Consider the following 12,606-nt stretch of genomic DNA (forward strand, 5'->3'; position numbering starts at 1 on the left):
CGCAGGTAAACGGCAGAGATGCAGATCGACTGGAAGCTCGTGCTCACGGCCCTGGGACTGGCCTTCGTTTTCGAGGGGTTGCCGTATTTCCTGTGGGCCGAAAAGATGCCGCGCGTCCTGTTGCAGCTCGCGACACGGCCGCCCATGATGCTGCGCATGCTGGGCATGACGGCCATGCTCGGCGGCCTGCTGCTGATCTATCTCGTCCGGAGCTGAGGACCCGTCCGGCCCCGTGCCGCTCTAGCCCGCCGCCTCCGGCGCCTTGCGCGCCACGTGCACATAGACGATGCCCGAGAGGAAGGGCTGCCAGAAGACCTCGGAAAAGCCCGAGGCCGTCATCTCCGCAGCCAGCTCGCGCGCGCTCGGGAAGGCGCGGATGGTGTCGGCCAGGTAGCGGTAGGCCTGCGCGTCGCCCGAGACCAGGCGGCCCGCCATGGGCAGGAGCCGGTCGAGATAGAGGTTGTAGACGCCCTTCCAGATGCGCGCCTTGCCGGTGCCGAACTCGAGCACGCAGAGCCTGCCGCCGGGCCTGAGCACGCGGAAGATCTCGCAAAAGGCCTGCTCGCGGGGCAGGATGTTGCGGATGCCGAAGGCGATGGAGGCGGCGTCCACCGAGGCGTCGGGCAGGGGCAGGCAGCGGCCGTCCGCCAGGGCGGGCACGACCACGGCGGCCTTGCCCGCGGCGGCGGCCTTGTCGCGGCCGCGCGCCAGCATGGGGCCGGAGAAGTCGAGCGCGGCCACGCGCGCGCCCGGATACTGGCGCAGGGCCTCGAGCGTCACGTCCATGGTCCCGCAGGCCAGATCCAGGAGCATGCCGTTCTCGGGCAGGCGCAGGCGCCGCACCAGGCGGCGGCGCCAGATCACGTCCTGGCCGAGCGACAGGGAATGGTTCAGGAAGTCGTACCAGCGGGCGATGCGCCCGAACATGGAGGCGACGCGGCGTCCGTGGTCGGCCTCGCCCGCCTCGCGCGGGCTCGTGCGGTCCTCGGCCACGGGGCTAGGCGTCCTTTCCGTCCGCGTCGTCCGCCTCGTCCGCGACCGACCCGAGGGAGCCGATGGGCGCGGAGGCGGTCAGCGTGCGCAGGACCTCACGGTAGATGGGCGCGAAGTGGTCGGTGAAGTTCGCCGGAGAGATGCGCTGCACCTCGATGAACTTGACCACTATTTCCTTGGCCACCTGCAGGGCGAGCTGGCGTTCCTTGTCCATGAAGCCTCCCGAACGAAAAACCCGCCCTGGGGAAATGGCCTGACCGACCGTCGGACAGGGCGCGGGGCGGGTAAAGCGGGAGAAACCTCATCAGCCACCCCCGCTTTTTTTGCTTCGCGCCTCGTAGCACGGCCACGGGGCGAAGTCGAGCCGGGCTGCCGGGCCCGCCCGGGCGTGCGGCGTCCGGGCCACATGTCTGACTGCCGGACGCCGAAAAAAAAGCGGCCGCGCAAGCGGCCGCTCGAAAGGGCGTATCGGTGGAGAGCCCGTAGACGGGGCCGAGGGATCTTCCTGTCCCCGTCTATTCCTCGTCCTCGTCCAGGGCCTCGGCCAGGGCGGCGATCTCCTCGCGGATGATGCGCGCGGCCGCGGCCGGGATGGCCCGCTCGATGTCCTGCATGATCTCGGCCTTGATGCTTGCCTTGAGCGCGGCCGCGAAGTCGTCCAGCTTGGCGTCGAGGATGCGCTGCAGCGCGTCCTCGAGATGGGCCTCGAGGTTGCTTTCCAGGGTGCCGAGGCGTTCGTCCAGGGCCGCGGCGAGGGGGGCGTCCTGTCCGGCCGCCGCTTCGGCGGCCGTGCCGCCGAAGGCCGCGCCCGCCATGGCCGTGGCCGTCGCCGCCTGGTCCTCGCCTGCCATGACGTCCTGGCCCGGGGCCACGTCGAACTCGCCTGCGAGGTCGCCTTCGGCCTCAAGCAGGCCCTCTTCCTCTCCGGCCTCGGCCATGACCGTCGTCAGATCGGCGGGCAGCTCTTCGGAAACCTCGGGCGCGTCGGCGTCGAGGTCGCTCAGCAGGGCGTCCAGCTCCCGGACGTCGGAATCGCTCTCCGGAAGGGCCTCGTCCGCGGCGGCGAGGGCCGGTTCCGCGGAGGACGCCTCCTCGGCCTCGAGCAGGGCGTCGATGTCCGCCGCGAAGTCGGGCTCCTCGGCAGGCTCGCCGCCCGCCGCGACCAGGGCCTCGTCCTGTCCGGCCTTCTGCGCCGCGAGAAGTGCCTCGATCTCGTCGTCGCCGACAGGCGCGTTCATCGGAGCGGCCGCCGAGGCGGCGGGCGCCTCCTCGGGCATCTCGGGCGGCATCGCGGGTTCGGCCGCGACGGCCTCCTCGGCCTCGGGCTCAGGGGAAATGTCGGGAATGTCCGCGGAAAGGTCCGCGGCCGCGGGCGCCTCTTCGGCGGCAGGCTCGTCGAGTCCGGCCAGCAGGTCGTCCAGGCCGTCGTCCGCGCCGCCGGGGGCCTTTGCCGCCTCGTCGGGCGCGCCGTCGTCAAGGCTCGCCAGGAGATCGTCGATGTCGTCCTGCGACGAGGGAGCCTTGGGCTTGGCCGGGGCAGCGGGCGCCGCCTCGTCGTCCAGGCCCGCCAGCAGGTCGTCCAGGTCGTCGCCGCCGCCTCCCGCGGAGGGCGCGCCGAGCATGGCCTCGAGGTCGTCCTCGGCCGGGGCCTTGGACGAGCCGCCGTCCATGTCCGCCAAAAGGTCGTCCAGTCCCTCCACGTCGATGCCCTCTCCCGCGGCGTTCTTGCCTTCGCCTCCGCTCGCCGGGATGTCCAGGTCGTCGAGGCCGGGGAGGTCGCTGCCCGCGCTGGGCGAGTCGAGCAGATCGTCGAGCGAGACGTCGTCGCTGCCGCCTCCGCCGAGGAGGTCGTCGAGGTCGGCGTCGGCCGAGTTGCCGGAGTCCGCGGGCAGGTCGCCGGGCTCGATGAGGTCGGTGAGCTCGATGATGTCGTCTGAGGAGAGGTCAGTGGACGATTTGGGCATTATCTCCTCCAGGCGCGACGGCGTGAGGAAAAAAAGGGGGCCGCCGTGCGGCAGCCCCCTCTGGAGTGCCGAAGCGCTCTAGGACTTCTTCGGATGGCACTGGGTGCAGGACGTGGGGGCCTTGGCCTTGCCGGCCTTCTTGGCTTCCCTGTGGCAGCCCAGGCAGGAATTCTTGCTCTGCGGGGCGTGGAACGCCGCGTAGAACGAGCCGCCGCCCTTCTTGGACTTCATGTCCGTGTGGCAGCCGGCGCTGGAGCACTTGGTGGGCTCGCCCTTGCCGTCCCAGGTGTGGTGGCAGGTCTTGCAGTCGTAGGACGCATGTCCCGTCTTGTGCGAGAACATGACCTGACCCTGGGTCAGGGTGGCACCCGCGGGGGGCGCGACCAGTTCGTCAGCCGGAGCCTTGGGGGCCGCCATGGACGGCAGCGCCAAAGCCAGCAGGGCCGCCACGGCCAGGCCGACAATGATGTGTTTCCTCATGCCTTGAAACCTCCTTCCATAACCATGCTGAACGTTCCACAATTCACATGCCACACGTTAGTGCAAGGCCTAGAACCCGTCAAGGACGGGGCTTTGCGGCCCTTCACCCATTCTGAAGCGAGAGTGGAAGTCCGGGTCGGGTGCCTGTGCCGGCCCAGCCCCGGGCGGATATCCGCCTGGGCTATCCTATCTCGTATTTCTTTCCGTAGCCACGCGGGGTCAGCATGATCTGCCGTCCTCCCCCGGGCTGCGCGGTCGCAATCACGCGTGTAGTTTCGTTTCCTATCACCAAAATGGAGAGCATATCAACCCTGGCGGGGTCGAATCCGGCGAGGGCGAAGACGGCCGTCTCCTGCCCCTCGCGCCAGGCGTTGCGCACGAGTCCCAGCGGCGTCTGCGGCGCGCGGTGCCGGGCCACGGCGGCCAGGGCCTCGGAGAGGATGTCCCGGCGGCGCTTGGAGCGCGGGTTGTAGAGCACGATCACGAAGTCCGCCGCGGCCGCCGCCTCCACGCGGCGCAGGATGAGCTCCCTGGGCGTCAGCAGGTCGGAGAGGCTGATCACGGCGAAGTCGTGCATGAGCGGCGCGCCGAGGAGCGCCGCGGCCGCGCACAGGGCCGGGATGCCGGGCACCACCTCCCAGGGCACGCTGTCCAGCAGCCCGCGCGCCTCGAGTATCTCGAGGACCAGACCGGCCATGCCGTAGACGCCCGCGTCGCCGCTCGAGACCACGACCGTGTCGCGGCCCGACGCGGCGGCCTCGACCGCCTGCGTGCAGCGCTCCACCTCGCCCATCATGCGGCCGCGCACCACCTCCTTGCCGTCGAGCAGGCCCGGGGGCAGGAGGTCCAGGTAGGTGGCGTAGCCCACGACCACCTGCGCGGCCGTGAGCGCGGCAAGGGCCTGCGGGGCGAGCAGGCGGGGATCGCCGGGGCCGAGCCCGACCACGAAGAGGCGTCCGGGCGTCATCGGGGATGCTCCGTCGCCGCCTTGGGTCGGGCCAGGGCCACGGCCGCGGTCGCTCGGGGACAGGTCTTCTTTGTGCACAGCAGTTCCTCTGATGTTCCGAAGGATCGCGCGAGCAGCAGGGCCGCGGCCTCGGCCACGCTCGGCGTGCCCACGGCCTGCCGCACGCGGGCCGAGGGAGTGGGCACGTCCACGCCCGCCAGCGCCTCGGCCGGGAAGAATGTCAGGTCCAGGCCCAGGCGTCGCGCGGCCTCGGCGAGCCCGGGCTCGTCCGCCTTCACGTCGGCGCTGGCGAGACCGCAAAGCGCCTGCTCGGCCAGGCCCGCGTCCGCGAGCGCGCCGCGCAGGCAGTCCAGTATCTCGTCCGCTCCGGCCCCCCTGCGGCAGCCGAGCCCCGCGCAGAGCACGCGCGGCGCGAGCAGCAGGTGGCCGGGCGCGGAATCGTCCGTCCGCCAGCCCACCCGCACGGCCAGGGGCTCGCTCCTGGCCTGCTCCGCGGTCATGGGCCGGAAGAAGGCGAGGCGCGCGTCTCCGGGCGCGAGGAGCAGGCCGTGCGGGTCCACGAGGCCTGGCCGCCCGCCGTCGAGCAGCGCGGCGCTCACGGCCTTGGCCGCGGCGAGGTCGCACACGGCCATGTCCCGCTCCTTGGCCAGGAGGTCCACCGCGGGCACGCCGGCAAGATCCGTGGCCGTGGTGATCACGGCCTGGCCGCCCGTGGCTTCCGCCAGCTCGCGGGCCAGGGCGTTGGCCCCGCCCAGGTGGCCGGAGAGCAGCGGCACGGCGAAGCGGCCGTCCTGGCTCAGCACGACCACGGCCGGGTCCGCGTCCTTGCTGCCGATGCAGGGGGCGACGGCGCGCACCGCGATGCCGCTGGCGCAGACGAAGACGTGGCCGGAAAACTGCGCGAAGCGCTCGCGCACCAGGGGCAGGAGCTCGTCGTAGCCCTCCTCGTCCGCGCCGCGCGCGTCTTGGGGCAAACCGGCGGGCACACCGGCGGTCAGGCGAGCGGGCAGGTGGACGCGGCCGGGCAGGCGCGCGGCCAGGCGCCGCGCGAGGGCGGCGCCTTCGGCCGTGCAGGCCCAGTAGGCCAGGGGGGAGGCGGGGCCGGGCATGGCTTCGAGCTCTGCTAGAGCTCGGCCTTGCGCGCCGCCTCCAGGGTGATCTCGAAGTCCTCGCCGCTGTGGGCGAAGGAGGTGAAGGAGACCTCGAAGGCGCTGGGCGCGAGGTTGACCCCGCCCTTGCGCATGGCCGCGAAGTAGCGGGCGTAGAGCTCGGTGTCCGCCTTCTTGGCCTCGTCGAAGTTGCGCACCGGCCCTTCGGTGAAGAAGATGGTGAAGGCCGAGGCGATGCAGTGCAGGGTCACGGGCAGCCCCTTGCCGCGCAGGATGGCGGCCAGCTCGTCGGCCAGGGCCTTGGTGCGGGCCTCGAGCGCGCCGTAGTCCGCGCTCTTCAGCGCCGTCAGGGTGGCCAGGCCCGCGGCCATGGCCAGCGGGTTCCCGGACAGGGTGCCCGCCTGGTAGACGTCGCCGCACGGCGAGATGCGCTCCATGTACTTGCGCTTGCCGCCGTAGGCGCCCACGGGCAGGCCGCCGCCGATGATCTTGCCCAGGCAGGTCAGGTCCGGGACGATGCCGAAGCGCCCCTGCGCGCCGCCGAAGGAGAGGCGGAAGCCGGTGATGACCTCGTCGAAGATGAGCAGGGACTCGTACTTGTCGCACAGCTCGCGCAGCCCTTCGAGGAAGCCGGGCTCGGGCAGGATGAGCCCCATGTTTCCGGCCATGGGCTCCACGATGACGCAGGCGATCTCCTCGCCGGAGGCCTTGAAGAGCTCGGCCGTGGCCTCGAGGTCGTTGTAGGGCGCGAGCAGGGTGTCGGCCACCGTGGAGGCGGGCACGCCCGGCGTGCCGGGGATGGAGAGGGTGGCCAGGCCCGAGCCCGCCTCGGCCAGGAAGGGGTCGGAGTGGCCGTGGTAGCAGCCCTTGAACTTGACCACCTTGGTGCGGCCGGTGACCGCGCGGGCGAGGCGCAGGGCGCTCATGGTGGCCTCGGTGCCGGAGTTGACCATGCGCACCATCTCCACGCTGGGCACGGCGTCCACCACGGCGCGGGCCAGGTCCACCTCGCAGGTGCAGGGCGCGCCGTAGCTCGTGCCGCGGCCCGCGGCCGCGACCACGGCCGCGGTGACCGAGGGGTGGGCGTGGCCGAGCAGCATGGGGCCCCAGCTCATGACGTAGTCCACCAGCCATTCGTCGTCCACGGTGAGCAGGCGCGCGTCCTTGGCCGACTCGATGAACAGGGGGCTCGTGCCCACGCTGCGGCAGGCCCGCACGGGCGAGTTCACGCCGCCGGGAATGAGTTGCTGGGCTTGGGCGAACAGTTCGTCAGAGCGGCTCATCGTCTTCTCCATCGTCCTTGGCGAAATAGACCATGGACGTCTTCTTGAGTTCCTTCACGCTTTCCAGGACGTCGTACTGGGTGACGCCCGTGGCGCGCACCAGCTCCTCGACCACGCGCAGGCAGTCGCCCGGCGAGGTGCCGTGGATCATGGTGTAGAAATTGTAGGGCCAGTCCAGGCAGTTGCGGCGGATGTAGCAGTGGGAGATCTCGGGCCGGGCGGCGAAGGCCTCGCCCACGGCGTCCGGGTCCATGCCGTCCTCCACGTACCAGGCGATCATGGCGTTGTGGCCGTAGCCCGCCTTCTGGTGGCGGAGCGTCGCGCCGAAGCGGCGGATGACGCCCTCGTCCTTGAGCCGCCTGACCAGGGCCAGGACCTCGTGCTCGGAAAGTCCCGAGCGCTCGGCCACCGCCGCGAAGGGCTCCTCGCAGTCCGGCAGGTCTCGCTGCAGGATGGCCAGGGCCCGTTTTTCGTTGTCCGTGAGTGTGAGTGCCATGGGGCACAAGCAATACAGTCCCGCGCCGGGCAAGGCAAGGCCCGGCCCGGCCGGGACATCCCCGCCGCCTCGCGCGGCCTTGCCGGGCCGCGCGGTTGCACGTACAAGCAGGCCATGAACGCCCGTGCCCCGGCCGCCCCCGTGCTCTCCGTGAAGGATCTCGTCACGGTCTTCGACCTGCCGCGCGGCGACGGCGCCTCCGGGACCTTCCCCGCCCCGGCCGTGGACGGCGCCTCGCTGGACCTCGCGCCCGGCGAGACCGTGGCCCTGGTCGGCGAGTCCGGCTCGGGCAAGACCATGGTCGCGCTCTCGGTCCTCGGCCTCGTGCCGCCGCCCGGCCGCGTGGCCTCGGGCTCCATACTCTTTTCCGGACGCGAGCTCGCGGGGCTTTCGGCGCAGGAGTACCAGGGACTGCGCGGCCGCCACCTGGCCATGATCTTCCAGGAGCCCATGACCGCGCTGAACCCGGTCTTCACCGTGGGCGAGCAGATCGCCGAGCCCCTGCGCCTGCACCTCGGGCTCTCCCCGCGCGACGCGGCGGCAAGGGCCGTGGAGCTCCTCGCCGAGGTCGGCATCCCGAACCCGGCGCGGCGCGCGAAGAGCTATCCGCACGAGCTCTCCGGCGGCATGCGCCAGCGCGTGGTCATCGCCATGGCGCTTTCCTGCGGCCCGGAGGTGGTGCTCGCGGACGAGCCGACCACCGCGCTCGACGTGACCATCCAGGCCGAGATCCTGGACCTGATGGCCAAGCTTCGCGAGGAGCGGGGCATGGCCGTGCTGCTCATCACCCACGACCTGGGCGTGGTGGCGGGCACGGCCGGCCGCGTGGCCGTGATGTATGCCGGACGGGTGGTGGAGCGCGCGGGCGTGGACGACCTCTTCCGCGAGCCGCTGCACCCCTACACCCAGGGGCTGCTGGCCTCCCTGCCGAGCCTCGAGGACCCGGGCGCGCGGCTCACGCCCATCGCGGGCTCGGTGCCGGACATCTCCGCCCTGCCCACGGGCTGCACCTTCCACCCCCGCTGCCCGCGCGCCTTCGCCCGCTGCCCGGCAGAGATCCCGCCGGACTTCACGCCGCGCGGCGGCTCCGGGCGCAGCGTGCGCTGCTGGCTCTACGCCTGAGGAGGACGGGAGACGCATGACCGCGAACGCAGCTGAAAAAGCCGCCCCCCCGGCCGCCGGGACCGGCCCCGCCGCCCTGCTCGAACTCGCGGGCGTCTCCCGGCGCTACACGGTGCGCGAGGGTCCCCTGGGCGTCAGGCGCCTCTCCGTGCAGGCGGTCACGGACGTGGGCCTTAGCCTCGAGGAGGGGCGCACGCTCGGGCTCGTGGGCGAGTCGGGCTGCGGCAAGTCCACGCTGGGCCGCGTGGCCGTGGCGCTCGAGCGACCGGACGCGGGCGAGGTGCTCTTCCGCGGCTCCCCGGTGTGGCCCGCGCTGCCGCAGGCCTTCCGCCGCGAGGTGCAGATGGTCTTCCAGGACCCCTATTCCTCGCTCAATCCGCGCATGTCCATCGGCCGCATCGTGCGCGAGGGGCTGGACGTGCACCGCGTGGGCGGCGCGGCCGAGCGGCGCGAGCGCGTGGCCGAAACGCTCTCCCTGGTGGGGCTCACGCCCGCGTACGCGGCGCGCTACCCGCACGAGTTCTCCGGCGGCCAGCGCCAGCGCGTGGCCATCGCCCGCTGCCTGGCGCTCGAGCCCTCGCTGCTGGTCTGCGACGAGCCGGTCTCGGCGCTCGACGTCTCCATCCAGGCCCAGATCGTCAACCTCCTGCGCGACCTGCAGGAGCGGATGCACCTGACCTACCTCTTCATCTCCCACGACCTCTCGGTGGTCGGCGCCATCTGCGACCGCGTGGCGGTCATGTACCTCGGCCGCCTCATGGAGCTCGCGCCGCGCGCGGAGCTCTTCGCAAAGCCGCTGCACCCCTACACCAGGACGCTGCTCTCGGCCGTGCCCGTGCCCGATCCCTCGATCGCGCGGCGCCGCATCCGGCTCGCGGGGGAGCCGCCGAGCCCCTTCGCCCCGCCGGGCGGCTGTCCCTTCCACCCGCGCTGCCCGGAGGCCTTCGCGCCCTGCCCGCACGAGTTCCCGGTCTGGCACGAGGCGGCGCCCGGCCGCTTCGTCAGCTGCCATCTGTACTGAGGCCTCCTCGCTGCTGATCGGTGCGGGCTTTGGCGCGCTTCGGGCTTTCCCCGGCCGCCTTTTGCGGGTAGAACGGAGAAAATCCCCGGAGGCCCCATGCCGCTGCGCCAGATCGAAATCCTCGCTCCGCGCGACAAGCTCGAAGAGATACTCGAGAAGATCACGAAGAACGGCGAGGACCACGAGCGCGACGTGCGCTGGGTCTCCCTCCTCGAGGACGACTCGGTCTCGGTCAAGACCATCCGCGACGTGGAGAGCCTGGAGGCGATCACCGACACCATCGAGAACACCTGGGACCTGAAGGAGAACGTGCGCATCCTGGTCTATCCCGTGGAGGCCACCATCCCCCGGCTGATCGCGCCGGAGGAGGAGGCCGCGGAGAAGGAGGCAAAGGCCGGAAACGGAGAGGGCGGCGAGGAGGTCGCCGAAGATCTCAAGGAGGAGGTCGAGGAGGGGCTCACCGCGCCGCAGCGCATCCACCGCGAGGAGCTGTATTCCGACCTCTACGACGTGGCCAAGCCCTCGCGCAACACGCTCATCCTGGCCGTGCTCTCGGCCGTGGTCGCGGCCATCGGCCTTCTGCGCGGCAGCGAGGCCGTGGTCATCGGCGGCATGGTCATCGCGCCCATGCTCGGCCCCAACGTGGCCCTGGCCCTGGCCACCACCCTGGGCGACTCGCTCCTGGCGCGCAAGGCAGCCCTGAGCGGCCTCTCCGGCGTGGTCGCGGCCTTTCTCGTGGCGGTCCTCATGGGCCTCTTCCTGCCCGTGGACCCGAGCTCCCACGTCTTCGCCTCGCGCTCCTCCGTGGAGCTCGGCGACCTCGCCCTGGCCCTGGCCGCGGGCATGGCCGGGACCCTTTCCTACACCATGGGCATGGCCACGGCGGTGGTCGGGGTCATGGTCGCGGTGGCCCTGGTGCCGCCGCTCGTGGCCTGCGGCCTGCTCCTGGGCGCGGGCAAGTTCGGCCTCGCCCTGGGCGCGGGCGGGCTGTTCGCGGTCAACGTGGTGGGCATCAACCTCGCCGGGGTGCTGACCTTCCTCTACCAGGGGCTCAGGCCCACCACCTGGTGGGAGAAGGAGAACGCCAAGCGGGCCACGCGGCACGCCGTGACCGCCTGGCTCGTGCTCCTGGTCCTGCTCGCCGGGCTGATCGTGGCTTTCGGCCGCTTCGGCGCCAAGGCCCCTGTCTGACAGGCCTTCCTCGCCGCTCGCCCGCCTTGGGGGCCGCCTTTCCCGCCCTTGACGCCCGGGCCGCTCATGGACATAGTGGCCGACCTGCCAATGCCCCAATGCGTTCAAGGAGCAACGACATGAGCAAGAGCAAGAAACCCGCCGCCCCCCTGAAGCAGGCGGTTGTCGACGCAGCCCAGGTGATGCGCTTCGACCACTGGATGCGTTTCTATTTTCTGAAGGAGAAGGACGGCAAGCTCGTCTACGAGGTGCCCGCCGAGGCGGTCGCCGAGGTGCAGGCCAACCACAGCCACCTCGAAGGACTGCTGGACATGGTCAACGAGCGCGAGACCGACCAGGAGCGCTCCACGACCGCGGTCTGCTCCTTCATCGCCGCGCGCCTGGACGGCATGGTCTACAAGGAAGGCACCATCTCCGAGGTCTTCGACTCCCCGGCCTTCAAGATCGAGATGTACCTCTTCAGCCTGTGGAACCAGTCCCACGAGGCCATGCTCGACGAGAATCCCGTGGACTTCACGGAATGGGAGCGCCTCTACGCCGAGTGGCGCGAGAGCTCCCAAGTCAAGGAGTACGAGGCCAAGCTCGTCTCCTCTCCGGCGCAGCGGCGCTCGGACTCCACGCAGTAGCGGACGGCGGCGGGGCGGCGCCCGGACAGTTCCGGCGCCGCCCTTCCCCGCGCGTCCCGCGTCCTCCCCGGCTCAACGCTTGAGCGCCTTGCCCTCGTGCCAGGCCCGGCCCACGATCCCGCCCATGCGGCGGTAGTGGTTGTCCGGCATGGTCAGGAGCAGGGGGTCGAGCTTCTCCGGATCGGGCACGCCGTCCGTGAGGCATGCCTCCTCGGCCCACACCGCCGCCACGTCGCCCACGAAAAGGATGTCCGCGCCCACGGGCACGGCCTGCGCCACGCGGCATTCCACGCACAGGGGGCATTCGAGGGCCAGCGGCGCGCCGGTCGCCTCGCCCGGCGCCACCGTGAAGACCCCGGACTTGTCCGCCCGCCTGCCCGAAACCAGCCCCACGTAGTCCACCTCGGCCATCAGGTCCGTGTCCGGACAGCAGATGCTGAAGACGCCCTCCTCGCCCTGACCGCGCAGGATCTCGGCCGTCAGGTGGCGGGCGTTCACCGCCACGGCCAGCATGGGCGGCTTGTAGCTCACCCGCGTGTACCAGGCCGCGGCCATGAAGTTGGCCCTGCCCTTGGCCATGGTGCCCACGAGCACGGTCTGCATGGGGCAGGGGAATGCCTCGGTGCCGATGTTCACGCGCGCCATTGCGTCACCTCCGTGTCCTGCGGCCTACCAGCCGTTGCTGTGCACCTTGGCCAGGTCGAAGCGCTCGGGCTGCTTGGGCTGCTGGTCCGGGCGGCCGACGACCGCGAAGCCGAGTGGGATGACGTGGGGCGGGAGGGAGAGCAGCTCGCGGAAGCCCCGGATGCGGTCCGGCATGGGGGTCACGCCGGTCCAGACCGCGCCGTAGCCCAGGCCGTGGGCGGCCAGGAGCAGGTTCTGCATGGCCGCGCTGCAGTCCTGCACCCAGTAGCCCGGGTATTTCTCCAGGGAGAGGTCGCCGCAGACGAGCACGCCGAGCGGCGCGTGGGCGGCCATGGCCGCGTAGGGGCTGAAGGAGGGGACCTTGGACAGCAGGGAGCGGTCGTCGACGAGGATGAACTGCCAGGGCTGGGCGTTGCCCGCGCTCGGCGCCATCATGGCCGCCTCGAGCATGGTCCGGATGTCTTCGGGCGCGACCGGGTCGGCGGTGAACTTGCGGATGCTGCGGCGGGTGTGCAGGGCGTCGAGGATTTCCATGTCTGCTCCTTGGTTGCTTCCGGGGTGGCCCGGTGTGCCGGGCAGCGCGCCAGCCGGGCGCTTGCCGTCCGGGGGGGAATCCGCCCCGGCGGCTTTTGACTCGGACTATTTTTTGGGGCATTGGGAGAGAAAAAGCAAGAAGCAACGTAAAAGTCGCATAGTCACCAAAAAGATA

Annotated in this window: 15 protein-coding genes; 5 read left to right on the forward strand and 10 right to left on the reverse strand. The window is 71.2% G+C overall.

The annotated features are described in order from the left end of the window. Positions 1-18: 18 nt before the first annotated feature. Entirely contained in the window at positions 19-216 is a 198-nt protein-coding gene (locus DSX2_RS00420) for a DUF2065 domain-containing protein (protein ID WP_020879040.1), read from the forward strand. A 24-nt stretch (positions 217-240) separates the two neighbouring features. On the opposite strand, the gene DSX2_RS00425 is transcribed toward DSX2_RS00420, so the two are convergent. The 8 genes from DSX2_RS00425 to DSX2_RS00460 form a co-directional block, all read right to left on the reverse strand. Further along, positions 241-993, reverse strand: coding sequence for a ubiquinone/menaquinone biosynthesis methyltransferase (locus DSX2_RS00425; RefSeq protein WP_020879041.1), 753 nt, complete (start codon positions 991-993; stop codon positions 241-243). 4 nt (positions 994-997) lie between these two features. Next, positions 998-1,207, reverse strand: coding sequence for a hypothetical protein (locus DSX2_RS00430; RefSeq protein ID WP_020879042.1), 210 nt, complete (start codon positions 1,205-1,207; stop codon positions 998-1,000). 301 nt (positions 1,208-1,508) lie between these two features. Continuing rightward, positions 1,509-2,957, reverse strand: coding sequence for a hypothetical protein (locus tag DSX2_RS00435; RefSeq protein WP_020879043.1), 1,449 nt, complete (start codon positions 2,955-2,957; stop codon positions 1,509-1,511). A gap of 78 nt (positions 2,958-3,035) precedes the next feature. Continuing rightward, complete coding sequence (locus DSX2_RS00440) at positions 3,036-3,437, reverse strand: cytochrome c3 family protein (RefSeq protein WP_020879044.1); 402 nt, start codon at positions 3,435-3,437, stop codon at positions 3,036-3,038. Positions 3,438-3,618: 181 nt separating this feature from the next. Beyond that, positions 3,619-4,404, reverse strand: coding sequence for a precorrin-3B C(17)-methyltransferase (gene cobJ, locus DSX2_RS00445; RefSeq protein WP_020879045.1), 786 nt, complete (start codon positions 4,402-4,404; stop codon positions 3,619-3,621). After that, a complete protein-coding gene (locus tag DSX2_RS00450) occupies positions 4,401-5,513 on the reverse strand; it encodes a cobalt-precorrin 5A hydrolase (RefSeq protein WP_020879046.1) in 1,113 nt (370 codons plus the stop codon). The genes cobJ and DSX2_RS00450 overlap by 4 nt, the downstream gene beginning before the upstream one ends. A 14-nt stretch (positions 5,514-5,527) precedes the next feature. Then, on the reverse strand, positions 5,528-6,796 hold the full coding sequence (hemL, locus tag DSX2_RS00455) for a glutamate-1-semialdehyde 2,1-aminomutase (RefSeq protein WP_020879047.1): 1,269 nt from the start codon (positions 6,794-6,796) through the stop codon (positions 5,528-5,530). Then, entirely contained in the window at positions 6,783-7,292 is a 510-nt protein-coding gene (locus DSX2_RS00460; protein WP_020879048.1) for a winged helix-turn-helix transcriptional regulator, read from the reverse strand. Before DSX2_RS00460 ends, hemL begins: the two co-directional genes overlap by 14 nt. Before the next feature lie 114 nt (positions 7,293-7,406). Between DSX2_RS00460 and DSX2_RS00465 the strand changes: the two genes are divergently transcribed. The 4 genes from DSX2_RS00465 (at position 7,407) to DSX2_RS00480 (ending at position 11,252) form a co-directional block, all read left to right on the forward strand. Continuing rightward, the gene (locus tag DSX2_RS00465) at positions 7,407-8,414 is read left to right on the forward strand and encodes an ABC transporter ATP-binding protein (RefSeq protein WP_020879049.1); all 1,008 of its coding nucleotides are present in this window, start codon (positions 7,407-7,409) and stop codon (positions 8,412-8,414) included. Between the two features lie 16 nt (positions 8,415-8,430). Beyond that, entirely contained in the window at positions 8,431-9,435 is a 1,005-nt protein-coding gene (locus DSX2_RS00470; RefSeq protein ID WP_020879050.1) for an ABC transporter ATP-binding protein, read from the forward strand. Positions 9,436-9,531: 96 nt separating this feature from the next. After that, the gene (locus DSX2_RS00475; RefSeq protein WP_020879051.1) at positions 9,532-10,626 is read left to right on the forward strand and encodes a TIGR00341 family protein; all 1,095 of its coding nucleotides are present in this window, start codon (positions 9,532-9,534) and stop codon (positions 10,624-10,626) included. Positions 10,627-10,745: 119 nt separating this feature from the next. Then, on the forward strand, positions 10,746-11,252 hold the full coding sequence (locus DSX2_RS00480) for a hypothetical protein (protein WP_020879052.1): 507 nt from the start codon (positions 10,746-10,748) through the stop codon (positions 11,250-11,252). A gap of 72 nt (positions 11,253-11,324) precedes the next feature. Here DSX2_RS00480 and DSX2_RS00485 read toward each other — a convergent pair whose 3' ends face one another. Beyond that, the gene (locus DSX2_RS00485) at positions 11,325-11,897 is read right to left on the reverse strand and encodes a flavin reductase family protein (protein WP_020879053.1); all 573 of its coding nucleotides are present in this window, start codon (positions 11,895-11,897) and stop codon (positions 11,325-11,327) included. A 24-nt stretch (positions 11,898-11,921) separates the two neighbouring features. Then, the gene (locus DSX2_RS00490; protein WP_020879054.1) at positions 11,922-12,431 is read right to left on the reverse strand and encodes a nitroreductase family protein; all 510 of its coding nucleotides are present in this window, start codon (positions 12,429-12,431) and stop codon (positions 11,922-11,924) included. Positions 12,432-12,606 lie beyond the last annotated feature (175 nt).

It is taken from the genome of Desulfovibrio sp. X2, from assembly GCF_000422205.1.
Lineage (GTDB): Bacteria > Desulfobacterota > Desulfovibrionia > Desulfovibrionales > Desulfovibrionaceae > Alkalidesulfovibrio.